Origin of the sequence: Paracoccus haeundaensis (assembly GCF_006239215.1) — a bacterium.
GTDB classification, from domain to species: Bacteria; Pseudomonadota; Alphaproteobacteria; order Rhodobacterales; family Rhodobacteraceae; genus Paracoccus; species Paracoccus marcusii.
This window is the reverse complement of sequence record NZ_VDDC01000014.1, coordinates 48,990-70,827: the sequence shown is the minus strand read 5'-3', so window position 1 is coordinate 70,827 and position 21,838 is coordinate 48,990. Positions and strand designations below refer to the sequence as shown.

Below are 21,838 nucleotides of genomic sequence, written 5' to 3'. Positions count from 1 at the left end.
CAAAGAAGATGTCATTCTCCTTTGTCCAAATACCTTGGGGGGAGTCCGCAGGACGGGGGGCAACGCCCCCTTCCTCATGCCTGCAGCTTGTCCTGCGTCTTCGTCTGGAAATCCGACGCGTCATGGCGTTCATGCAGCTGTTTTGCGGGATCGCCGGACACGTTGTTCACCATGATGCCACGCTGAACCGCCGGGCGCGCCGCGATCTCGGCCTGCCAGCGATGCAGGTAGCGATAGCTTTCGGCATCCAGGAAGGTCGCCGCATCGCCGTAGGCGCCCCCCGTGATCAGTCGCCCGTACCACGGCCAGATCGCCATGTCGGCGATGGTATAGTCGTCGCCCGCGATGAAGCGGCTGTCGGCCAGGCGCTTGTCCAGCAGGTCCAGCTGACGTTTCACCTCCATCGTGAACCGGTCGATCGCGTATTCGATCTTGGTGGGTGCATAGGCGTAGAAATGCCCGAAGCCGCCGCCCAGATAGGGGCCCGCGCCCATCTGCCAGAACAGCCAGTTCAATGTCTCGGTTCGTGCGGCGGAATCCGTGGGCAGGAAGGCCCCGTATTTCTCGGCCAGGTACAGCAGGATGGATCCTGATTCGAAGACCCTCTGCGGGGGGCTGACCGAATGGTCCATCAGTGCGGGGATCTTGCTGTTCGGGTTCGCCGCGACGAAGCCGCTTCCGAACTGATCGCCGTCACCGATCTTGATCAGCCACGCGTCATATTCGGCGTCATGGCCGGCCTCCAGCAGCTCCTCCAGCAGAATCGTGACCTTCTGTCCGTTGGGCGTTGCCAGCGAATAAAGCTGCAGCGGATGCTGGCCCACGGGCAGGTCGCGGTCATATTGGGCCCCGGCGGTGGGCTTGTTGATGCTGGCAAACTGGCCGCCATTCTCCTTGCCCGGGGTCCAGACCTTGGGCGGGGTATAGTCGTCGCTCATCGGGATGTCCTGTGATTGCGTCGGATCAGAGATGTGGGCGGGCTTGCGCAACATCAACCGGGGGCTTGCGATGTTCTTATTACGTTCTATAATTGCAGGATGCTTCCGCCCCGTGATCCCGACCAGCGCCTCAAGGCCCGTGGGGCCGACACCCGCCCCGCGGGGCGGTATGAACAGCAGGTCAGGACCCGCGAATCCGACGACTGGGACATCGCCGAGGATCAATCCCTGCTGCGGACCGAGGTGACGGTCGAGCGCCCGCGCCGCATCATCACCCGCAATACCTCTCCGGACATCAGCTTCGACCGGTCGATCAATCCCTATCGGGGGTGCGAACATGGCTGCATCTACTGCTATGCGCGGCCGACGCATGCCTGGCTGGGCCTGTCGCCGGGCCTGGATTTTGAAACGCGGATCACCGCAAAGTCCGATGCGGCCGACCTGCTGGCGCGCGAACTGGCGCGGCCCAGCTATCGCCCCGCGCCGATCGCCCTGGGCACGAACACCGATCCCTATCAGCCGGTCGAAAAGCGGCTTGCGATCATGCCCGGCATCCTGCGGGTGCTACGCGATTGGAACCACCCGGTGACATTGGTGACGCGGGGCCAGACCGTCCTGCGCGATCTGGACCTATGGGCGGAACTGGCGGCACGCGATCAGGCCTCGGTGGGTGTCAGCATCACCACGCTAGATGCGGATCTGGCCCGCACGCTGGAACCGCGCGCGCCGGCACCCGCGACCCGTCTGCGGATGATCCGCGATCTGTCGCGCGCAGGCGTGCCCGTCCGCGTGATGGTCGCCCCGGTCATCCCCGTCCTGACCGAGCCCGAGATCGAGGCGATCCTGACCGCCGCGCGCGAGGCCGGGGCAACCACCGCCACGATGATCCCCCTGCGCCTGCCGCATGAGGTGGCGCCGCTGTTTCGCGACTGGCTGGAACGGCACCGGCCGGGGATGGCCGCGCATGTGATGAACCGCGTGCAGGACATGCGCGGCGGGCGCGACAACGACCCGCGTTTCGGCCACCGGTTTCGCGGAGAGGGCCTGCACGCGCAACTGGCCCAGCAGCGGTTCCGGCTGGCGCGAACCAGGTTGGGGTACCGCACGGGCGGGCCGGCGCTGGACTGTTCGCGGTTCGGGCCGCCGCCCAAGGCCGGGGACCAGCTGTCGCTGTTCTAGTGGCGGCGGTCGTCCTCGCCGCAGCTGCTGAAGGCGCCCAGCTGTGCGGTGATCCGGTCCAGCGCGGGGCGGGGGCCGCGGGGGCGGGTCTCCAGCGCCTCGTGCATCGCGCGCAGATGCGCGGACATGGTCCCGCAGCAGCCGCCGATGATCCGCACGCCCAGGTCGCGCGCAAGGCAGGCGTAATCGGCCATCAGCTCGGGCGTGCCGTCGTAATGGATATGGCCGTCCTGCAGATGCGGCACGCCCGCATTGCCCTTGGCGATGGTCGGGCGTTCATTGCCCGATGCGGCAAGACCGGTGACCGACCGCAGCAGGTCGGACGCGCCGACGCCGCAATTGGCGCCATAGGCCACGGGCGGATTGGGCAAACGTTCCACCGCGGCGGCCAGCTGTCCGGGCGTCACGCCCATGATCGTGCGGCCCGCGGTGTCAAAGCTGAGGCTGCCGCACCAGGCCATGCCGGCCAGGCGCGCGGCCTCGGCCGCGGCGCGCAGCTCCTCCAGCGAGGAGAGGGTCTCGACCCACAGGATGTCGGCGCCGCCGTCGCGCAGCGCCTCGGCCTGTTCGTGGAACATCTGGACGGCACGCGCATGGGTCAGGCTGCCCATCGGGGCCATGAATTCGCCGCTGGGGCCCATGCTGCCCGCGACGATGACGGTGCGGCCCGCGCGGTCGGCCTGATCGCGGGCGATCTCGGCGGCGCGGCGGTTCAGTTCGGTGACGCGGGCGGCTGCGCCGTGGCGCGCCAGGCGGCTGGCATTCGCGCCAAAGCTGTTGGTCAGGAACAGATCGGACCCGGCCTCGATCGCGCTGCGGTGCAGGGCGGCGATGCGGTTGGGATGGGTGGCGTTCCAGATCTCGGCCGGGGTGTCGGCGTCCAGGCCCATGTTGAACAGGGCGGTCCCCGTTGCGCCGTCGGCCAGCACATGCGGGCGGGTCTGCAGCATCAGGGACAGCGCGTCGGTCATCAGCACTTCCTTGGCCACGGCCAAGGGGGCCGGGGCGATGTCGGGTCCAGTCATCAGGTCCATGTCGGGATGTGTCACAGCAAGGAGAATTTTGACAGGAACGAATGAAAAACCGCGCCGGTTTCCCGGCGCGGCAAAAAAGTCTGCGCTTGATCCGGTGGGATCAGTTGCGGTCGCGGTCGTCGCCTTCGCCGTCATCGGCACCGCCGATGTCGTCGAACAGTTCGGCGATCTCGAACTCGGCCTCGGCGTCGGCTTCGGCGGCCATGTCCTGGATGGACTTGCCCTGCGCCTGCAGCTCTGCCTCTTCGGCCGAGCGGGCGACGTTCATGGTGATCGTCGCCTCGACTTCCGGGTGCAGCACGACGGTGACGTCATGCAGGCCCAGGTCCTTGATCGGCTCGCGCAGGACGACCGACTTGCGGTCGACGGTGAAGCCGGCCTCGGTCGCGGCCTCGGCCGCGTCACGCGTGGTGACCGAGCCGTACAGCGCGCCCGAATCGGATGCGGAACGGATGACCACGAAGGTCTGGCCGTCCAGCTTGTCCGCGATCTTCTGGGCTTCGGCCTTCGACTCCGCGTTGCGGGTCTCCAGCTGCGCCTTCTGACCTTCGAACGCCTTGATGTTGGCTTCCGACGCGCGCATCGCCTTGCCCTGGGGCAGGAGATAGTTGCGTGCGAAGCCTTGCTTGACGTTCACGACTTCGCCCATCTGGCCCAGCTTGGCCACACGTTCCAGCAGGATGACTTGCATCGTTCAGGTCTCCTTACTTGACGACATAGGGCAGCAGGGCCAGGAAACGCGCGCGCTTGATGGCACGGGCCAGCTCGCGCTGTTTCTTGGCCGAGACGGCGGTGATGCGCGAGGGCACGATCTTGCCGCGTTCGCTGATGTAGCGCTGCAGCAGGCGGGTGTCCTTGTAGTCGATCGCAGGTGCGTTATCGCCCGAGAACGGGCAGACCTTGCGACGACGGAAGAAGGGTTTGTTGGCCATTCGTCAGATCCTCTCAGTTCCGCTCGCGGCGTTCGCCGCGGTCGCCGCCACGATCACCACGGTCGCCGCGATCGCGGTCGCCACGGTCGCCCCGGGGACGGTCGCCACGGTCACCGCGCTCGCCACGCTCTTCGCGCTTCTGCATCTGGACCGAGGGGCCTTCCTGATGCTCGTCCACGCGGATGGTCATCACGCGCATCACGTCATCATGCAGGCGGGCCAGGCGTTCCATTTCCAGCACGGCGCCCGAGGGGGCGTCGGTGCGCAGGAAGGCATAGTGGCCCTTGCGGTTCTTGTTGATCTTGTAGGCCAGGGTGCGCACACCCCAGTATTCGTGCTCGACGACCTTGCCGCCATTGTCGGCGAGAACGGTCGAGAAGTGTTCGATCAGCCCTTCGGCCTGCGTGTTCGACAGGTCCTGGCGGGCGATCAGCACATGCTCGTACAGAGGCATGGCGATCCTTTCGGTTTGAATGCGCATTTCATCGACGGGCCGTCCCTTCCGCACCCGTCACGAGAGGCTGCGCCGTTACAGTCAAGCTCAGGCGGAAGGATGGCGTGTCATAGCAGCGAACCGCGCGGATGCAAGGGTTTTCGCCCCCGGCCGCGTCCGGCGCCCCTTGCGCCCGTCCATGCGCGCGGCCAATCTGGCCGCCGGCACGACAGGGGGAGCGGCGATGGCGCTGGAAGATGCGAAGACCCAGGTGGATCAGGCCTTCACGCGCGAGAGCCTGCGCGGGCTGTCCTTCGAGAACGCCTTTGGCGGGGCCACCAGCTTTCTGCGCCGCCGCTATACCAAGGACCTGGGCGGCGTCGATGTCGCGGTGACGGGCATCCCCTTCGACCAGGCGGTGACCCACCGGCCCGGCACACGCTTTGGACCGCGCGCGATCCGCGAGGTGTCCAGCCTGCAGGCCTTCGATCCGCCCTATGGCTGGGGCTATGATCCGATGGCGGTGCTGGACGTGGTCGATTACGGCGACATGGCGTTCGATTACGCAAATGTCCGCGAGGTGCCGGCCCGGATCGAGGCGCATGTCGGCGCGATCCTGGATGCGGGTGCGGCGCCGATCACCCTGGGGGGCGATCATTTCATCACGCTGCCGATCCTGCGCGCGGTCGCGGCGCGGCGGGGGCCCGTGGCACTGATCCAGTTCGATGCGCATTCCGACACATGGGTCGACGACGACCCGGACCGGATCGACCACGGCACGTTCCTGTACAAGGCGATCAAGGCGGGGATCGTGGACCCGGCGGCCAGCGTGTCGATCGGCATCCGCACCGACAATCCCGACACGCTGGGCGTGACCATCCTGGATGCGCCGTCGGTGCATCGGGACGGGATCGAGGCGACGCTGTCGCGGGTGCGGGCGGTGGTCGGCGACCGGCCCTGCTATGTGACCTTCGACATCGACGCACTGGACCCGGCCTTTGCGCCGGGCACCGGCACCCCGGTCTGGGGCGGGCTGGCCAGCTGGCAGGCGGCGGCGCTGCTGCGCGGGCTGGCGGGGATCGACCTGATCGGCGGCGACGTGGTCGAGGTCTCTCCGCCCTATGACACGACCGGGGCCACGGCGATCGCGGGCGCGCATGTCGCGCTGGAGCTGATCGCGCTGTTCGGCTGGTCGCGGCGATGAGTTGCGTCCCGCGCCGCGCCGGGGGGCTGCGCGCCCCCCGGACCCCCCCGGCGTCGTGCCGGGATGCAAGGGCGCTTGTACGGTCCGGGGCCGGGGGGTAAGCCGCATCCATGTTGCCCCAGGACCGCCTTGACCAGATCGCCGCCCGCTTCGAGTTTCTCGAGGCGCAGCTGAATGCCGGCCCCGCCGCCGACCAGATCGCCAGGATCAGCCGTGAATATGCCGAGCTGAAGCCCGTCGTGGCCCAGATCGACCGCTGGCGCGCTGCCCAGGACGGGCTGGTCGAGGCCCGCGCCCTGCTGGCCGATCCCGAGATGCGCGACCTGGCCGAGGACGAGCTGCGCCGCCTGGGCGCATTGCTGCCCGCGCTGGAGCAGGACCTGCGGCTGGCGCTGCTGCCGCGCGATGCCGCGGACGCGCGCCCCGCGATCCTGGAGATCCGCCCCGGAACCGGGGGCGACGAGGCCGCGCTGTTCGCGGGCGACCTGCTGGAGATGTACCGCCGCCACGCCGAGGCCCAGGGCTGGCAGTTCCAGACGCTGGAGCTGACCCGGACCGAGCTGGGCGGCATCAAGGAGGCCATCGCCCGGATCGAGGGCGAGGGCGTCTTTGCCCGCCTGAAATACGAATCCGGCGTGCACCGGGTGCAGCGGATCCCCTCGACCGAATCGGGTGGACGGATCCATACCAGCGCGGCCACCGTGGCCGTCCTGCCCGAGGCCGCCGAGGACGTCGAGATCGAGATTCCTGCGACCGACATCCGCATCGACACGATGCGCGCGTCCGGCGCGGGCGGCCAGCATGTCAACACGACCGATTCGGCCGTGCGCATCACCCACCTGCCCACCGGCATCGTCGTCACCAGCAGCGAGAAGTCGCAGCACCAGAACCGCGCCAACGCGATGGCCGTGCTGCGCGCCCGTCTCTATGACATGCAGCGCGCCGCCGCCGATGCCGAACGATCCGCCGATCGGCGCGCGCAGGTCGGCAGCGGCGACCGCAGCGAGCGCATCCGCACCTATAACTTTCCGCAGGGCCGCATGACCGACCACCGCATCAACCTGACGCTTTATGCCCTAGACCGGGTCATGGCCGGCGACCTGACCGAGATCATCGACGCGCTGACCGCCCATGACCAGGCCGCCCGCCTGGCCGAGGCGCAGTGAGGCTGTCGGACGCCCAGGCCCAGGGCACGGCGCTGCTGCGCGCGGCGGGCATCGCGGGCGCGTCGCGTGACGCTGACCGCATCCTGGCCGCGGTGCTGGAGATCGAGCCGGGCCAGCTGCGCATCACCGACGACCGCGCGCTGACCGACGATCAGGCGACGCAGTTCAACCGCGGCATCGCGGCCCGCGCCCTGCGCCAGCCCGTGGCCCAGATCACCGGTTTCCGCGATTTCTGGGCGCATCGCTTCAAGGTCACGCGCGACACGCTGGACCCGCGCCCCGAGACCGAGGCGCTGGTCGAGGCGGCACTGGCGCGGCCTTGGCGGCGGGTGCTGGACCTGGGGACGGGGACGGGGGCGATCCTGATCTCGCTTCTGGCGGCACGTCCGGGGACGACGGGCCTGGGCACCGACATATCCGAGGCCGCGCTGCAGGTTGCGCGTCACAATGCCCGGCGGATCGGCGTCGACGCGCGGTTCCGCCAGGCCGACTGGCTGGACGGGGTCGAGGGGCCGTTCGACCTGGTCGTGTCGAACCCGCCCTATATCGCTGCGATCGAGATGGCGCTGCTGGACCCCGACGTGCGCGACTGGGAACCCCGCCATGCGCTGACCGACGAAGGCGACGGGCTGGGCGCCTATCGCACCATCGCGGCGGGCGTGCGCGGCCTGCTGTCGCCCAAGGGCGCCGCCCTGGTCGAGATCGGACCGACCCAGGGCGCGGCGGTCGCGGCGCTGTTCCGGGCGGAGGGCGCGCAGGTGCGCGTGCTGCCCGATCTGGATGGACGCGACCGGGTGGTGCTGGCGGATTTCGCGCCCGCTGCGGCGGTTTGACGCCCATTTCGGCGTGATTTTCGCAGTTTTCCCTTGTCTGGCCCGTCATTGCATGGTTAGTCGGCAGCGTGCGACAGGCCCTAGCCGTCGCATGGGTCAGCCTGACAACTGCCGATACCGAAGGGGTGCATCTGGTGCGCCGCGGTTGGGCAAGGCAGGGCTGAACGGAGTGGTCACAGCCCCCGTATCCGTCCGACACCGCCGTCCAGTTCACGCTGGCATCCCGACGCCCGGAAACATTACAGACAAGACTGATGAGATCATCAAAATCCCGCTCGCGTAGCAAATCGAACCGCCAGCGCACGCTGGGGAACATCACCAATCGCGTCTTTGACAGCTCGGGGCCCGAGGGCAAGGTGCGTGGCACCCCCCAGCAGATCATCGAGAAATACCTGACGCTGGCGCGCGACGCGCAGCTGTCCCATGACCGCGTCGCGGAGCAGAGCTTTCTGCAGCACGCCGAGCATTACACCCGCATGCTGGGCGAGGCGAACCGCGAGATGGCCGAACGCCAGGGCCGCCCCGACGATGACGGCTATCAGAGCAACATCGGCAGCCATGGTTATCACCAGGGTGGCCAGAACGGCGGTCAGAACAACGGTGGCCAGAACAACGGTGGCCAGAACAGCGGCGATCGGAACAATGGTGGCCAGAACGGCAACCAGGGCCAGCAGGGCGAGGGCAACCAGCGCCGCGACCATCAGCAGCGCGACGGCGGACAGCAGCGGGACCAGCAGCGCGATGGCGGACACCAGCCCCGCGACGGCCAGCGCGATCACCAGGCCCGCGATGGTCAGCCCCGTGAGAACCAGGGTCGCGACAGCCAACCCCGCGACAATCAGAATCGTGACAATCAGGCCCGTGACAATCAGGGTCGTGACAGCCAGCGCGACAACCAGCCGCGTGAGCAGCGCCCGCGGTCCGAGCCGCGCCAGGACGCGCGCGTCGAGCCGCGTCAGGACCCGCGTCCCGACCTGTCCGAGGAGAACGCGCCGCAGTTCCTGCAGCAGCCCAGCCTGCCCGAGGTGATGCCTGCCACTGAGGACGACGGCGGCGCCGCCGTCCGCACGCCCGAGGCGGAAGCCCCGGCCAAGCCCGCACGGACCCGCGTCTCTCGTCCCCGCGCGCCGCGTGCCGTGTCCGAGGACGGGACGCCCGCGCCGACCCGCAGCCGCCGCAAGCCCGTGGCCGAGGCGGAGCGTCCGGCCCCTGTCCGCCCCGAGGGCGATCAGGACTGATCCGGGCGGATCATCGGAGGAATGGGAGAGGGCGCGCCAGATCGGCGCGCCCTATGTCGTAAAGATCCCATGAAGGGCGCCATTTTGGGCGTCCGCCGTCGTTGCGGGGTCGATGGCGCGGGATCAGCCCTGCCGGGCCGCCTGAAGCGCGCGAGCCAGGGCGCAGAAGCGTTCCAGCTCGATTTCCTCGGCGCGGGCGGTGGGGGGGATGCCGACGCTGTCCAGCAGCGCCTCGATCTCGGGGTGCAGGCCTTTCAGGCTGGCGCGCAGCATCTTGCGGCGCTGGTTGAAGCCGGCCCCTGTTATCTGTGACAGGATCGCCGCATCGGCGGGGAAGCGCGGCTGGGGCAGGGCGGTCAGGTGGACGACCGCGGAATGGACCTTGGGCGCGGGCACGAAGGCCTCGGGCGGCAGGGACATCACGATCTGCGCGTCCGCCCGCCACTGCGCCAGCAGCGCCAGCCGGCCATAGGCCTTGGAGCCGGGGCGGGCCACGATGCGTTCGGCCACCTCGCGCTGGAACATCAGCGTCAGCGATTGCCAGAAGGGTGGCCAGTCCCGGGGCGTCAGCCAGCGGATCAGCAGCTCGGTTCCCACGTTGTAGGGCAGGTTCGCGGCCACGCGGATCGGCGGCGTCAGGTACGCCAGCGGGTCGATCTGCAGCGCGTCGCCGGTGATGACCGTCAGGCGGCCGGGATAGGCCTCCGCGATCTGCTCCAGCGCAGGCAGGGCGCGGGGGTCCTTTTCGATGGCCAGCACGTGTCGCGCGCCGCAGGCCAGCAGGCCGCGGGTCAGACCGCCGGGGCCGGGACCGACCTCGAGGACGTCGCATCCGGTCAGGTCGCCCGCCTGCCGCGCGATCTTGTGCGTCAGGTTCAGGTCCAGGAGGAAGTTCTGGCCCAGCTGCTTTTTCGCGCGCAGGTCATGGGTCGCGATCACCTCGCGCAGGGGGGGCAGGTTGTCGATCATCGCGAGGTCCTGGGGGCGGGGGCGCGCCAATGGGTATTTGGGCAAAGGAGAAACCTCATGCCCGGCTGTCCGCCATGGAGCGCGCCAGACGCAGCGCGGCGATGGTCGAGGACGGATCGGCCAGCCCCTTGCCCGCGATGTCGAAGGCGGTGCCGTGATCGGGCGAGGTGCGGATGAAGGGCAGGCCGAGCGTCACGTTCACCCCGCCGTCGAAATCCAGCGTCTTGATGGGGATCAGGCCCTGGTCGTGATAGCAGGCGACGGCCGCGTCATAGCGCGCCCGCGCGGGGGCATGGAACAGCGTGTCCGCCGGATGGGGGCCGGTGACGTGCAGGCCCTGATCGCGCAGACGGGCGATCAGGGGGGCGATCATGTCGCGGTCCTGGGTGCCCATCATACCGCCCTCGCCCGCATGGGGGTTCAGCCCCGCAACCGCGATGCGCGGGGTGGTCAGGCCGAAATCGCGGATCATCGCGGCATGGGTCAGGCGGATCGCCTGTTCCAGTGCCTGTTCGGTCAGGGCCGTGGGCACGTCGGCTAGGGGGATGTGGATCGTCGCGGGCACCACCCGGCAGGGTGGCGTCACCGTGGTCGAGGCCAGCATCATCGCCACCGGCACGTCGCCCGCCAGATGCGCCAGGAATTCGGTATGGCCCGGGAAGGCGAAGCCCGCGCCGCGGATCAGGGCCTCCTTGCTGATGGGGGCGGTGCAGATCGCGGCGACGCGACCCGCCATCGCCAGATCGACCGCGCGGGCGATGACCGCAACGACATCGGCCGCATGGGCGGGGTCGGGGCGGCCGGGCGTGGCGGGGCCTGCGAAGTCATGGCGCAGCACCGGCAGGTGGCCGGGCGGGACGGCATCGTCGGGGTCCGCGACCGGGGTCCAGGCGGCGGTCGGAGGCAGATGGCGCGGATCGCCCATCCAGACCAGGTCCACGCCCGCGGCCAGCGCCAGCGGCGCCAGTTCGGGGCCGATTCCCGCGGGTTCGCCGCAGGTCAGCAGGATGCGCGCCATCAGGGCCGCCGGATGATCGCGTCGGCCCGCAGATCGGCCAGCAGCCCCTCGGCGGCGGTGTTGATCTTGGCGTTGAACAGCCGGTCGCGGACGGCCTCGCGCGAGGGGATGCCCTGGACTTCGGGCTGGGGGATCGCGGCCTCGACCCCGTCATCGGGCAGGGCGGTGGTGGCCACCTGGGCCTGGGCGGCCAGCGCGGGCTGGCGCGAGCACAGCATCACCAGATCGGCCCCCGCGCCCGACGGGACCACCCCGGCCTCGTTGGCGTCCAATGAGGCCAGGCGCGCGCCGATCATCTGCGGGATCGCGCCTTGGGACACGGTCTGGCGCTGGATCTGGGCGGCGGCCTCGGGGCCCGCTTGGACGTAAAGGTCGTCGCAGCTGGTGGCCCGCGCGGCCAGGCTGGCCGCATCGGTGACCGAGGCCAGCCGCAGGGTCATGTAGTCCAGCACCTGTTCCCGCGCGCCCGGGCGCAGCGTGCCTTGGGCGTCGCGCAGGAAGAACAGAACCACCGCGCCTTCGACCGGCAGGGGCGGCGTGGTCTGGCCGGGCTGCAGGCCGGCGATGATCGGACGCAGGCTGGGCGGCAGGTTGTCCAGCGCCAGCAGTTCCAGCCGCCCGCCCGCCTCGGCCGAGGGGGTGGCCGAATACTGCCGCGCGGCTTCGGCGAACTGGGCCTCGGTCGGGCGCGAGGCGGCGATGCGTTCGGCCAGCTGCAGGGCCTGCGCCTCCTGTCCCGGAGGGGCGGGGATGATCAGTTCCGACAGCAGGACGCGGTCGATGATCGGCGTCTCGATCACGCGCTGCAGTTCCTGGTCGACCTCCGCGTCGGTGACGTTGACGCGGGGCAGCAGGCGGGCGCGCACGACGTCGCGCCAGACGGTGCCGGCCTCGACGAAATCGCGGAACACGCCTTCCTCGATGCCGGCGCGTTCCAACTGGGCGATGAAGCCCGCCGCGTCCAGTCCCGCGCGGCCTGCGAATTCCTCCAGACCGGCCTGCAGCCCCTCGGGGGTGATCTCGACGCCGATCTGGCGGGCGGCCTGGATGCGCAGGCGGTCGTCGACCAGTGCCCGTTCGGCAGCGGCGGCACTAGCGTCGGGGGCGCCGATCACCTGCATGAACCGCATCCGCTGATCGACCTCATAGCGGGTGACAGCGCTGTCGTTCACATAGACGACGGGCGCGAACAGGTTCTGCGCCGCCGCCGGCGCCACCGCGCCTGTGGCGATCATCGCCGCCAGGGCGATACCCGAAAGAAATTGCCGCATGTCTGCCCTCATCTGGTCCTTGGCCCGCAGGTTAGCGCATGCAGTTGCGGCGCGCCACCGTGCCGGGGCCGTCTTCTTGTGCGCCGAACCCGCCAAGGCGGACCGACAGGTCGAAGCTGGTTTCCGCGCGCAGCAGGTCGCTGCTGCTGAAGCGCCGCGACAGGCCGCTTTCCAGCGTGATGCATTCGTTGCGATAGGCCACGCGCAAGGCCGCGCGCTGTGCCCGGTCGGCGGCGAAATCATACCGCGTCTCGGCCTCGCCCCACCAGCCGTCCGCGATCTGCCATCCGACATTGGCGGCCAGTTCGCTGGCGTTGACGACGCGGCCCTCGTCCTCGTCGCGGTCGATCCAGATGTAGCCGGCCGACAGGTTCAGGTCCGGGCGCAGCCAGCCCACCCGCAATTCGTTGCGCGAGATGCGCGCCGAATCGTCGAACAGCGCGCGGTTGGCCACGGCCAGCCCGCCGCCATTGTCGAAGTTCGCGGCCAGCAGCCAATCCGAGCTGCGCCCGCCCAGGGGGCTGTCGGCGGCAAAGTTGTCGGCATCGCGTGCGCGCAGCACGCGCCCGCCGGTCACCCCGATCGACCATCCGGTCGGATCGATCCGCGTCCAGGTGGCGCCGATATTGGCGCGCAGCCCGGTCTCGCGCACGTCCCAGCCCGGAAAGCGGTTGTCCGAGAACAGGTTGCCTTCGTCGAACTCGATCAGGCGGCTGTCCTCGTTCGGGATGTCCTGGTCGCGGCCGCGCGGCGAATAGAGGACCTGGACCACCGGCTCGACGATATGGGTGGCGCCGCCCGTGCCGCCGGCCAGGGGCCAGCGCAGTTCGACCCCGACCTGCGGATCGACGCGGGTCACGACGTCGTCGAACTGGTCGTCCTGCGCGATGCGGTACAGATCCGCGTCCAGCCCGGCCAAGGCGGCTGCGACGATCCCGCCGGGCAGGATCTGGTTGCGCCGCCAGTCCAGGCCCACGGATGCGCGCGCCACGTCGCGACCGACCAGGTCGCTGTCCGACGGGCGGCGATGGGCATGGGCCGACCATTCCAGCAGCGCCTCGCCGCCGATCAGGCGTGGCGTCAGGCGGCGCATCCAGATGGCGTCGGCCACCTGCGCCGGAGAGGTCGCGTTGTCCTCGTCCTCGCGCAGGGTCTCATAGTTGCCGACGCGGCCCCAGAACAGCTTGTCGCGCCGCACGCGTTCGACGCTGACGCCGCTCCACAGGCGGTCGGCATCGGTGACGCCGTAATCCAGCAGATAGGCTCGGTCGCTGGCATGCTGGACCTGCAGCGCCAGGCGATAGTCGCGCGGCAGCAGGAACTGGGCCGCGCCGAACAGATAGCCGCGCGTCTCGCCCGGGCGCAGGTCGTCGCGGCTGATCGCGCCGTTCCACTCCGTGGCCCCGGTGGTGAAGGCCTGGCGATAGCGCAGCTCCAGCGTGCGGGTGCGGCTTTCGCTGACATAGGGGGTGACGGTCAGGTCGGTGCTGTCGCCCAGGGTCTGGAAATAGGGCAGCTTGACCCCGAACCCCAGGCCCGATGTCGTGCGGATCTCGGGGCGCAGAAAGCCCGAGCGGCGTTCCACCGACGGGTCGGGCGCTGTCACGCGGAAGGGCACATAGGCCAGCGGCACGCCGAAGGCGCGCAGCTGCGGGCGGTCGAAGGTGATCAGCCGCGTGTCTGCGTCGTGGATGATGCTGCGGGCGCGGATCTCCCACAGGGGCGTCGGATCGGTCGCGCAGATCTGGCAGCTGGATGCCACGACATTGTCCAGCTGGCTGATCCGTCCGTCCTCGCGCCGCTCCAGCCGGGTCGAGGCCAGCTGCAGTTCGCGGGCCAGCACCAGCCGCGCGCCCAGGACGATGCCGTCCTGCAGTTCGCTGTCCAGCTGGGCGCTGTCGGCGATCAGGATCGCGTCGGTCTCGGGGTCGGCGGCGCCGGGGCGGGACAGGTGGATCGGCCCCTCGATGGTCAGATCGCCGCTGTCACCGTCCACGACGATCCGGTCGGCAACCAGCCGGGCGCCCTGGTGCCAGACCACGACGCCGCCGGACGCGGTCAGGGTCTGGTCGCCCGCGACGTCGATCCGGTCGGCCAGCAGCGTGGCGGCCCCGGACTGGGGATCGCGCGGCCCGCCGCCGGGCAGGGTCACGTCGGCATCGGGTCCCACAACCATTGGGTTCTGGGGCGAGGGGGTGCGGTCGGCCACGGGCGCGCTGCCCAAGGCCACCGATTCGGGCGCCAGGGCCGTCACGCCGCTGTCGGCGGACATGCTGCCCGGCATGCCTGTCAGCGGCTGCACGCCCATGCCGTCATCGGCATCGAACATCGACTGGGCGGCCAGCGGACCGGACAGCGCGATCAGCGCCACCCCCGCCCGCAGCAGGCCCCGGCTTACCATGCGCGCGCTCATCCGTCCTCCCGTCTCAGGATCAGCCCCAGGGCCAGCATCGCGCCGACCAGGGGCGGCGTCCAGGCCGCCATCGCGGGCGGGATCTGCCCGTTATCCCCCAGAACCTGCGCCAGGTTGCGCAGAAAGAACAGCGCGATCCCCGCGCCGAACGCCATCAGCACGGCACCGCCGGTGTTGCGGCCCCGCACATGCTGCATGGTGAAGGCCGCGGCGATCAGCACCATCGCGGCCATCAGGAACGGGCGTGCCAGTTCGGTCTGGAACCAGACCTTGTGCCGGGCGGCGGAAAAGCCCGCACGTTCCAGCCCGGCGATGAACTGCGGCAGCTGCCAGACCGGCACCGATTCGGGACGGCCGAACCCCTCGCGGATGCGCTGGGCGGTCAGGTCCGACGCCAGGGTCATCGCGGCGCTGCGGGTCACGGCCGCCTGCGGATTGGGCTGATCCAGGGGAAAGTCGCTGACATCGCGCAGGTCCCAGGCCCCGGGGGTCAGCCGCGCCTCTCGGGCCTCGATGCGGCGGATCGGACCGGCCTCGGCGCCGAAGACCAGGAAGCTGGCGTCATACAGGGTCACGGCATCGGGGCTGGCGCGGCTGGCGCGGATCACGATCTGGCCGGCCTCCTCCCCGCCCTGCTGGACGGCTTGGCGCAGCCATACGGCGCTGTCGCCCAGGCTGACGGTCTGGCTGCCGGCGCGGTCGATCTCGGCCACGGCGTCGTCGTAAAGCGAGCCGGTGGCGGCGACCAGCGGGTTCAGCAGGCCAACGGTCAGCGCCCCCAGCACGATCGCGGTGGCCACCGGGGCGCGCACCACGCGCAGCGCCGACCGGCCCGATGCGCGGATCGCCACCATTTCCGAGCTGCGGGCCAGGCCCAGGAACAGCGTGATCCCGGCCAGCACCGTCATCAGCGGCAGGATGGAATAGAAGCTGCCGGCTATGTTCAGCCCGGCCAGCCGCGCCGCCCCGCCCAGGCCGATGTCGCGGCCCGAAAAGCGGCGGATGATCTCGATCATGTCGATCAGGAACAGGATCAGCAGGAACACCCCCGCGATCATCAGGAAGGCGCGCAGGAAGCGGCGCGCGACGTAAAGAGCCAGGATCATCGGGCGACCTCGCGTGGTCCGCGCGGCCGGGCGGCCAGCCACAGGAAGGACAGGCACAGCCCCGCGCCCAGGACGGCGGGCAGATACAGGAGCGGCCACAGCGCGGCATCGCGGCCGACCTGGTTCGCGGCCGCGTTGGTCAGGAACTGCACTGCGATCAGCGACAGGGTGGCCCAGCCCACCTGCCGCCACACCCCGAACCGCGAGAACCCGCCGATCAGCAGCGTGGCAAAGCCCAGCATCGCGGCGATCGGCGACAGCAGCGGCTGGGCCAGGCGCTCATGCGCCTCGCGCTGGGCGTCGGCGGCGGTCGCGCCGGTGGCCTCCAGGACGGCCGGGTCGGCCTGCAGCAGCGCCAGCGTGCCGAAATCGCGCAGGTCGCGGCCCCGGCTGCCGCCGCCCGCGAACATCGCCCCCACGTCATAGCTGAATTCGTCGAAACGGGTCACCGACAGGACCGGGCCGTCGGGGCCGGGGCGCAGGTTCTGCGCCATGCCCTCCAGCAGGATCAGCACCGGGCCGGTATCGTTCCGGACCACCAGCGCCTCCTGCGCGGTATAGGTGACCTGATCGGCGCGATCGCGCGAATCCTCGATGAACAGGTCCAGCAGGCGACCGTCGCCTGCCACGTCGCGGATGAACAGCGTGACCCCGCGCGCCGGGTACTGGAAGCTGCCGGGGCGCAGGAACTGCGCGGTCACGTTTTCGGCAATCTCGGCGCTGCGGTCGGCCAGGCGGGCGCGGGCCATGGGCACCAGCCCGTGAACCAGCACCGCCACCATCACGCCGACGAAGATGCCGAAGATCAGCACCGGCCGCGCGAGCCGCCACGGCCCCAGGCCCGCCGACTGCATCGCGACCAGTTCGGATTCGCCGGCCAGGCGGTTGGTGCCATAGGCGGTCGCCGCGAATGCCGCCACCGGCAGCACGACCGAGATGACCAGCGGCAGCGTCAGCGCCGTGAACTCCAGCACCACCAGGGCGGTCTGGCCGTCGTTCAGCAGATCGTCGAACAGGCTGACCGCCCGGTTGATCCAGTAGACGGAGACCAGCACCAGGGCAAAGAACCCGAACAGCGTCAGCAGCTGTCCCAGGATGTATCGGTCGATGCGCGGCATGGATGGTCCTTGGCGTGACGTTCCGTCCTGCTTAGCGGCAAGGGCGGCTCTGGAAAAGGGCCGGGCGGGGGTCTAGGGTCGGCGCAACCAGACGTGAGGACCGTTTTGCAATGACCCAACCTGTCGAAATCAACTTCACCGAGGTCGCGCTGGACAAGCTGGCCGATCACAAGGGCCGCGTGGCCCTGATCATGACCGACGCGTCCAAGCTGCCGGGCAAGCTGCCCCGCGTGATCCGCGATGCGGCGACCCGGGCCCTGGCCTCCAAGGCGGGGCGTGCGCTCAAGTCCGGGCAGGCGCTGGAGCTGGCCTTTCCCGCGGGCATGGCCGCCGACGCGCTGATTCTGGTCATGCTGCCCAATTCCGCCACCCAGGCCGAGGCACGCCGCGCGGGGGCCGCCCTGGGCGCCAAGCTGGGCACCGGGCACACGCTGGTTCTGGCGGGCAGCCACAAGCAGGCCGGACAGATCGCCTTCGGGCTGGCGCTGCGCGGCTATGATTTCTCGGTCTACAAGACCAAGCCCGCGACGCCGGACGCCGCCCCGGCCCAGGCCGAGGGGCTGATCCCCGAACAGCAGGCCGGACAGGACGACGCCGTCCTGGGCGATGCGCAGGCGACCGAGGCCCCCGACAGCGCCGATGCACCCATCGGCGACAAGGCCCGCGTCACCGTGATGGTCAAGGACCCCGAGGCATTGGCGAAATCCGCCCAGGACGCCGCCGCGGTGGCCGAGGGCGTGTTCTTCACCCGCGACCTGGTCAACGAACCCGCCAACGTCCTGACCACCACCGACTTCGCCGACCGCCTGCTGGCCATGCAGGAGATCGGCCTGGAGGTCGAGGTCCTGGACGAGGACCAGCTGGCCAAGCTGGGCATGCGCGCCCTGCTGGCCGTGGGCCAGGGCAGCGAATCGCCCTCCAAGGTCGTGGTGATGCGCTGGAACGGCGGCGGCGACGAGGCGCCGCTGGCGCTGGTCGGCAAGGGCGTCGTCTTCGACACCGGCGGTATCTCGATCAAGCCGGGCGCCGGCATGGAGGAGATGACCATGGACATGGGCGGCGCGGGCGTCGTCGCGGGCACCATGCGCGCCCTGGCGCTGCGCCGCGCCAAGGCCAATGTCGTGGGCCTGGTCGGCCTGGTCGAGAACATGCCCGACGGGCGCGCCTATCGTCCCGGCGACATCCTGAAGTCGATGAAGGGCGACACGATCGAGGTCGTGAACACCGACGCCGAGGGCCGCCTGGTCCTGGCCGACGTCCTCTGGTACGCGCAGGAAACCTATCGCCCCCGTGCCATGATCGACCTGGCGACCCTGACCGGCGCGGTCATCATCGCGCTTGGCCATGACAATGCGGGCGTCTTCTCGAACGACGACATGCTGGCGGGCCAGATCCTGTCGGCCGCCAAGTCGGAGGGAGAGGGCGCATGGCGCCTGCCCCTGGGCGCGGCCTATGACGGGCTGATCAACTGCCGCCTGGCGGACATGAAGAACTCGGGCGGGCGCGCGGCGGGCTCGATCACCGCGGCGCAGTTCCTGCAGCGATTCGTCAAGGAGGGCCAGCCCTGGGCGCATATCGACATCGCGGGCGTGGCCCTGCCGCCGGGCGGCACCGACCTGGCGCCCAAGGGCGCGTCGGGCTGGGGCGTGATGACGCTGGACCGCCTGGTGCGCGACGGCTTCGAGGACGCGTGAGCCCCGCGGCGTCTGCGGTGCACACCTCGTGCACCGCCTGCGCACGCCCCGGACGCCCGCGATCGTCGGCGTCCGCAGCGACGCTGCCCCTTGCCGGCGGTTGCGCCGCCATCGCCGGGGTGCTGCGCTAACATGGGCAAGGCGCTGTTCTATCACCTGACCCGGTCCCCGGCCGAGGCGCTGCTGCCGGTCCTGCTGACCAAGGCACTGTCCGCGGGTTGGCGGGTCGAACTGTCGGCCCCCGACCCGGATCGTCTGGACCGTCTGGACCAGCATCTGTGGCAGGGCGACGGCTTCCTGCCGCATGGCCTGTCCGGCGGACCCCATGACGCGCGACAGCCGATCCTGCTGACCCTGCCCGATCAGCCTGCCGCCAACGACCCGTCCTGCCTGATGGCGCTGGACGGTGCCCCGGTTGCGCCCGATCGCGCGCAGGCCGTGCAGCGGACTTGCATCCTGTTTGACGGGGGCGACGCGCAGGCGCTGGAACGCGCCCGCGCACAATGGCGCGAGCTGACCGCCGCGGGCGTCGAGGCGGAATACTGGTCCGAAGAATCGGGCAACTGGGAACGCAAGCGCTAGGGCAGGACGGTCATGTCCGTGTGCCGGCCTTCCGGGGGGTCAGGGGGGCTGGCAGCCCGCCTGCCGCCGTCCGCGACGACGTCCTTCAGGCGCTGGCATGTCCCGCCAGGCGGGCGTGCAGGTCCGACCGCGCCAGATCGGATTTCGGCCCCTGCAGCACCGCGCGCCCGCGTTCCATGACCAAGAACCGGTCGCCCAGATCCCAGGCAAAGTCAAAGAACTGCTCGACCAGCACGATCGCCATGTCGCCCCGGTCGCGCAGACCGGCGATCACCCGCCCGATCTGGGCGATGATGTTGGGCTGGATCCCCTCGGTCGGCTCGTCCAGCAGCAGCACGCGGGGCCGGGTGATCAGCGCGCGGGCAATGGCCAGCTGCTGCTGCTGGCCGCCCGACAGATCGCCGCCCCTCCGATGCGCCATTTCGGCCAGCACCGGAAAGCTGTCGAAGATCGCGTCCGGGATGCGCCTGTCGCCGCGGGGCAGGCAGGCGAACCCGGTCTCCAGGTTCTCGCGCACCGTCAGCATCGGAAAAATCGCGCGGCCCTGCGGGACATAGCCCACGCCCATCCGCGCCATCCGCTGCGCCGACAGCCGGCCCAGGGGCTTGCCGTCCCAGGTGATGTCCCCGCCCGACCGGGGATGCCTGCCGGCCAGCAGATTCATCAGGCTGGTCTTGCCCACGCCGTTGTTGCCCATCACGCAGGTGACCTCTCCGGGGCGCGCCAACAGGTCGATCCCGTGCAGGATCTGGCTGCCGCCGTAATGCAGGGTCAAATTCTTGGCCTCGATCATCTCATCGCCCCAGATAGACGTCGATGACGTCGGGATTGCGGGTCACGTGGTCCAGGCTGCCCTCGGCCAGCACGGACCCCTGGTGCAGCACGGTCACCTTGCAGTTCAGGCGGCGCACGAAATCCATGTCGTGTTCGACCACCACCACGGCACGCGTTTCCGCCAGCCGGCACAGCAGCGTCGTGGTCTGTTCGCGTTCCGCCAGGGTCATGCCGGCCGCGGGTTCGTCGACCAGCAGCAGCCGCGGGTCGGATGCCAGCAGCATCCCGATCTCCAGCCACTGCTTCTGGCCGTGGCTCAGCTCTCCGGCAAGGCGGGATAGCTGGTCGGCCAGCCCGACCTCGGTGGCCAGCTCGCTCACGCGGTCCCGCGACGCGGCCGTGGGCCGCCAGCCCAGCACCGCGAACGGGCTGCGGTCGGCCTTCAGCGCCATCACCAGGTTGTCGGCGACCGACTGGTCCTCGAACACGGTGGGGCGCTGGAACTTGCGACCGATCCCCTCGCGGGCGATCTGCGCCTCGGAGAGCTTCAGCAGCGATTTCGACGTGGCCCCCCACAGCACCTCGCCCATGTCGGGGCGCGTCTTGCCGGTCACGATGTCCATGAACGTCGTCTTGCCCGCGCCGTTCGGCCCGATCACCGCGCGCAGTTCGGCCGCGTTGATGGAAAAGGACAGGTTGTTGATCGCCTTGAACCCGTCGAAGGACTTGCTGATCCCGCTGACCTCCAGAAGCGCGCTCATGCCCGGTCTCCCTTGCGGCCGAACAGGTCGAACACCCCGGCGATGCCCTTGGGCGCGAACAGCGTGACCAGCACGAAGGACAGGCCCAGCAGCACCTGCCACCAGTCGACCCAGTTGACCACGTATCCCGGCAGGTGGATCGACGGCGCCCGCCCGCCGGTGAACCAGCTGGACAGAAGCGACACGACCACCGCGCCGATGACCGCGCCGTAGAGCCGCCCGCGCCCGCCGATCGCCACCCAGACCGCCAGGTAGATCGAGGCGATGGGCATCATCTCGGCCGGGTTGATGATCCCGGCCTGGGGATAGTACAGCGCCCCGGCGATGGCGGTGATCATCGCGGCCAGCGTGAAGACGACCAGCTTGAACCCCTCGACCGGGTATCCCAGGAATCGCACGCGCGTCTCGTCGTCGCGGATGGCGCGGGTGACGCTGCCGAACTTGCCGCTGACCAGCCAGGCGGCCAGGGCATAGAACAGCGCCAGCGCCGCGGCCGAGGCCCACAGGAACCACACCGACAGGGTCGCCTGGCCCACATGGTCCAGCCCCGGCAGGTTCTGCAGGCCCGACAACCCGTTGTTGCCCCGGAACCCGCTGTCGTTCTGGAACAGCCACAGCGCCAGGGCCAGCGTCATCGCCTGGGTCAGGATCGACAGATAGACGCCGTTGACGCGGCTGCGGAAGGCCAGCCAGCCGAAGACCAGCGCCAGAAGCCCCGGCACCGCCACGACCAGCAGCAGCTGCAGCCACAGCGAATGCGCGAAGGACCAGACCAGCGGCAGGTCGGACGACCCGACCACGCCGAAGATCTGGTTGGTGACCGCGTCGCGGACCTCCTGCGGGGTGGGGGGGATGGGCGATTGCGCCAGCTGCGGCGCGACGATGGCTTCGGTGCGCGCATACATCAGCCATTGCCCGATCATGTAGCCGCCAAGCGCGAAGAACGCCATCTGGCCCAGGGACAGGATGCCCAGGTATCCCCAGACCAGGTCCATCGCGACAGCCGCCAGCGCCAGGCACAGCGTCATGCCCAGGATCTTGACCGTCGATGTCGGCAGCGCGCCGGTGCCATAGGCCTGGCTGGTCAGCGTGACGGCCAGCGTCAGCACCGCCAGCACGGCCAGCATCGCCAGGACCGACGGATTCTTCAGAATGAAGGGGGTTCGGGTCATGTC

Annotated in this window: 21 protein-coding genes; 7 read left to right on the top strand and 14 right to left on the bottom strand. The window is 69.8% G+C overall.

What is annotated here, in order from left to right; all coding sequences use genetic code 11:
* Nucleotides 1–74: 74 nt before the first annotated feature.
* Complete coding sequence (gene yghU / locus FHD67_RS09110) at nucleotides 75–938, bottom strand: glutathione-dependent disulfide-bond oxidoreductase (RefSeq protein ID WP_139598514.1); 864 nt, start codon at nucleotides 936–938, stop codon at nucleotides 75–77.
* A 99-nt stretch (nucleotides 939–1,037) separates the two neighbouring features.
* On the opposite strand from yghU, the gene FHD67_RS09105 reads away from it, so the two are divergent.
* Nucleotides 1,038–2,117, top strand: a complete 1,080-nt coding sequence (locus FHD67_RS09105; RefSeq protein ID WP_139598513.1) for a PA0069 family radical SAM protein — start codon at nucleotides 1,038–1,040, stop codon at nucleotides 2,115–2,117.
* Here FHD67_RS09105 and bmt read toward each other — a convergent pair.
* From bmt to rpsF, 4 genes are all read right to left on the bottom strand, one after another.
* Nucleotides 2,114–3,088 carry a betaine--homocysteine S-methyltransferase gene (gene bmt, locus FHD67_RS09100; protein WP_139598550.1) on the bottom strand — a complete coding sequence of 325 codons (975 nt, stop codon included), beginning with the start codon at nucleotides 3,086–3,088 and terminating at the stop codon, nucleotides 2,114–2,116. The genes FHD67_RS09105 and bmt overlap by 4 nt on opposite strands.
* 163 nt (nucleotides 3,089–3,251) lie before the next feature.
* Entirely contained in the window at nucleotides 3,252–3,842 is a 591-nt protein-coding gene (rplI, locus tag FHD67_RS09095; RefSeq protein WP_127897869.1) for a 50S ribosomal protein L9, read from the bottom strand.
* Nucleotides 3,843–3,855: 13 nt separating this feature from the next.
* Nucleotides 3,856–4,083: a 30S ribosomal protein S18 gene (gene rpsR / locus FHD67_RS09090; protein ID WP_042247758.1), complete on the bottom strand. Its 228-nt coding sequence runs from the start codon at nucleotides 4,081–4,083 to the stop codon at nucleotides 3,856–3,858.
* Nucleotides 4,084–4,096: 13 nt separating this feature from the next.
* Nucleotides 4,097–4,537: a 30S ribosomal protein S6 gene (gene rpsF, locus FHD67_RS09085; protein ID WP_045981105.1), complete on the bottom strand. Its 441-nt coding sequence runs from the start codon at nucleotides 4,535–4,537 to the stop codon at nucleotides 4,097–4,099.
* Between the two features lie 223 nt (nucleotides 4,538–4,760).
* On the opposite strand from rpsF, the gene speB reads away from it, so the two are divergent.
* The 4 genes from speB to FHD67_RS09065 all read left to right on the top strand — a co-directional run bounded on the left by speB (nucleotide 4,761) and on the right by FHD67_RS09065 (nucleotide 8,957).
* The gene (gene speB, locus FHD67_RS09080; protein WP_139598549.1) at nucleotides 4,761–5,720 is read left to right on the top strand and encodes an agmatinase; all 960 of its coding nucleotides are present in this window, start codon (nucleotides 4,761–4,763) and stop codon (nucleotides 5,718–5,720) included.
* A gap of 110 nt (nucleotides 5,721–5,830) precedes the next feature.
* Nucleotides 5,831–6,886, top strand: coding sequence for a peptide chain release factor 1 (gene prfA, locus FHD67_RS09075; RefSeq protein WP_139598512.1), 1,056 nt, complete (start codon nucleotides 5,831–5,833; stop codon nucleotides 6,884–6,886).
* A complete protein-coding gene (gene prmC, locus FHD67_RS09070) occupies nucleotides 6,883–7,719 on the top strand; it encodes a peptide chain release factor N(5)-glutamine methyltransferase (protein WP_139598511.1) in 837 nt (278 codons plus the stop codon). Before prfA ends, prmC begins: the two co-directional genes overlap by 4 nt.
* A gap of 254 nt (nucleotides 7,720–7,973) precedes the next feature.
* On the top strand, nucleotides 7,974–8,957 hold the full coding sequence (locus tag FHD67_RS09065; RefSeq protein WP_139598510.1) for a DUF4167 domain-containing protein: 984 nt from the start codon (nucleotides 7,974–7,976) through the stop codon (nucleotides 8,955–8,957).
* 123 nt (nucleotides 8,958–9,080) lie between these two features.
* On the opposite strand, the gene rsmA is transcribed toward FHD67_RS09065, so the two are convergent.
* The 6 genes from rsmA to lptF are packed head-to-tail and all read right to left on the bottom strand — an operon-like array spanning nucleotide 9,081 to nucleotide 16,852.
* The gene (gene rsmA / locus FHD67_RS09060) at nucleotides 9,081–9,926 is read right to left on the bottom strand and encodes a 16S rRNA (adenine(1518)-N(6)/adenine(1519)-N(6))-dimethyltransferase RsmA (RefSeq protein WP_139598509.1); all 846 of its coding nucleotides are present in this window, start codon (nucleotides 9,924–9,926) and stop codon (nucleotides 9,081–9,083) included.
* Nucleotides 9,927–9,981: 55 nt separating this feature from the next.
* Complete coding sequence (gene pdxA / locus FHD67_RS09055; protein WP_176695090.1) at nucleotides 9,982–10,947, bottom strand: 4-hydroxythreonine-4-phosphate dehydrogenase PdxA; 966 nt, start codon at nucleotides 10,945–10,947, stop codon at nucleotides 9,982–9,984.
* Nucleotides 10,944–12,215 carry a peptidylprolyl isomerase gene (locus tag FHD67_RS09050; protein ID WP_045983589.1) on the bottom strand — a complete coding sequence of 424 codons (1,272 nt, stop codon included), beginning with the start codon at nucleotides 12,213–12,215 and terminating at the stop codon, nucleotides 10,944–10,946. Before FHD67_RS09050 ends, pdxA begins: the two co-directional genes overlap by 4 nt.
* A 31-nt stretch (nucleotides 12,216–12,246) precedes the next feature.
* Nucleotides 12,247–14,628, bottom strand: a complete 2,382-nt coding sequence (locus FHD67_RS09045) for an LPS-assembly protein LptD (RefSeq protein ID WP_246071271.1) — start codon at nucleotides 14,626–14,628, stop codon at nucleotides 12,247–12,249.
* The gene (lptG, locus tag FHD67_RS09040) at nucleotides 14,625–15,734 is read right to left on the bottom strand and encodes an LPS export ABC transporter permease LptG (RefSeq protein ID WP_046000023.1); all 1,110 of its coding nucleotides are present in this window, start codon (nucleotides 15,732–15,734) and stop codon (nucleotides 14,625–14,627) included. The genes FHD67_RS09045 and lptG overlap by 4 nt, the downstream gene beginning before the upstream one ends.
* Nucleotides 15,731–16,852 (bottom strand): LPS export ABC transporter permease LptF, encoded by a 1,122-nt coding sequence (gene lptF, locus FHD67_RS09035; RefSeq protein WP_139598507.1) that lies wholly within the window; start codon nucleotides 16,850–16,852, stop codon nucleotides 15,731–15,733. The genes lptG and lptF overlap by 4 nt, the downstream gene beginning before the upstream one ends.
* Nucleotides 16,853–16,962: 110 nt before the next feature.
* Between lptF and FHD67_RS09030 the strand changes: the two genes are divergently transcribed.
* Nucleotides 16,963–18,546 carry a leucyl aminopeptidase gene (locus FHD67_RS09030; protein WP_139598506.1) on the top strand — a complete coding sequence of 528 codons (1,584 nt, stop codon included), beginning with the start codon at nucleotides 16,963–16,965 and terminating at the stop codon, nucleotides 18,544–18,546.
* 132 nt (nucleotides 18,547–18,678) lie between these two features.
* On the top strand, nucleotides 18,679–19,128 hold the full coding sequence (locus tag FHD67_RS09025; RefSeq protein ID WP_139598505.1) for a DNA polymerase III subunit chi: 450 nt from the start codon (nucleotides 18,679–18,681) through the stop codon (nucleotides 19,126–19,128).
* A gap of 85 nt (nucleotides 19,129–19,213) precedes the next feature.
* Here FHD67_RS09025 and urtE read toward each other — a convergent pair whose 3' ends face one another.
* Genes urtE through urtC form a run of 3 tightly spaced genes read right to left on the bottom strand, consistent with a single transcriptional unit; the run spans nucleotide 19,214 to nucleotide 21,835 of the window.
* Entirely contained in the window at nucleotides 19,214–19,921 is a 708-nt protein-coding gene (gene urtE / locus FHD67_RS09020; RefSeq protein ID WP_139598504.1) for an urea ABC transporter ATP-binding subunit UrtE, read from the bottom strand.
* 1 nt (nucleotide 19,922) lies between these two features.
* Nucleotides 19,923–20,663 (bottom strand): urea ABC transporter ATP-binding protein UrtD, encoded by a 741-nt coding sequence (gene urtD, locus FHD67_RS09015; protein WP_139598503.1) that lies wholly within the window; start codon nucleotides 20,661–20,663, stop codon nucleotides 19,923–19,925.
* Complete coding sequence (gene urtC, locus FHD67_RS09010) at nucleotides 20,660–21,835, bottom strand: urea ABC transporter permease subunit UrtC (RefSeq protein WP_139598502.1); 1,176 nt, start codon at nucleotides 21,833–21,835, stop codon at nucleotides 20,660–20,662. The genes urtD and urtC overlap by 4 nt, the downstream gene beginning before the upstream one ends.
* Nucleotides 21,836–21,838 lie beyond the last annotated feature (3 nt).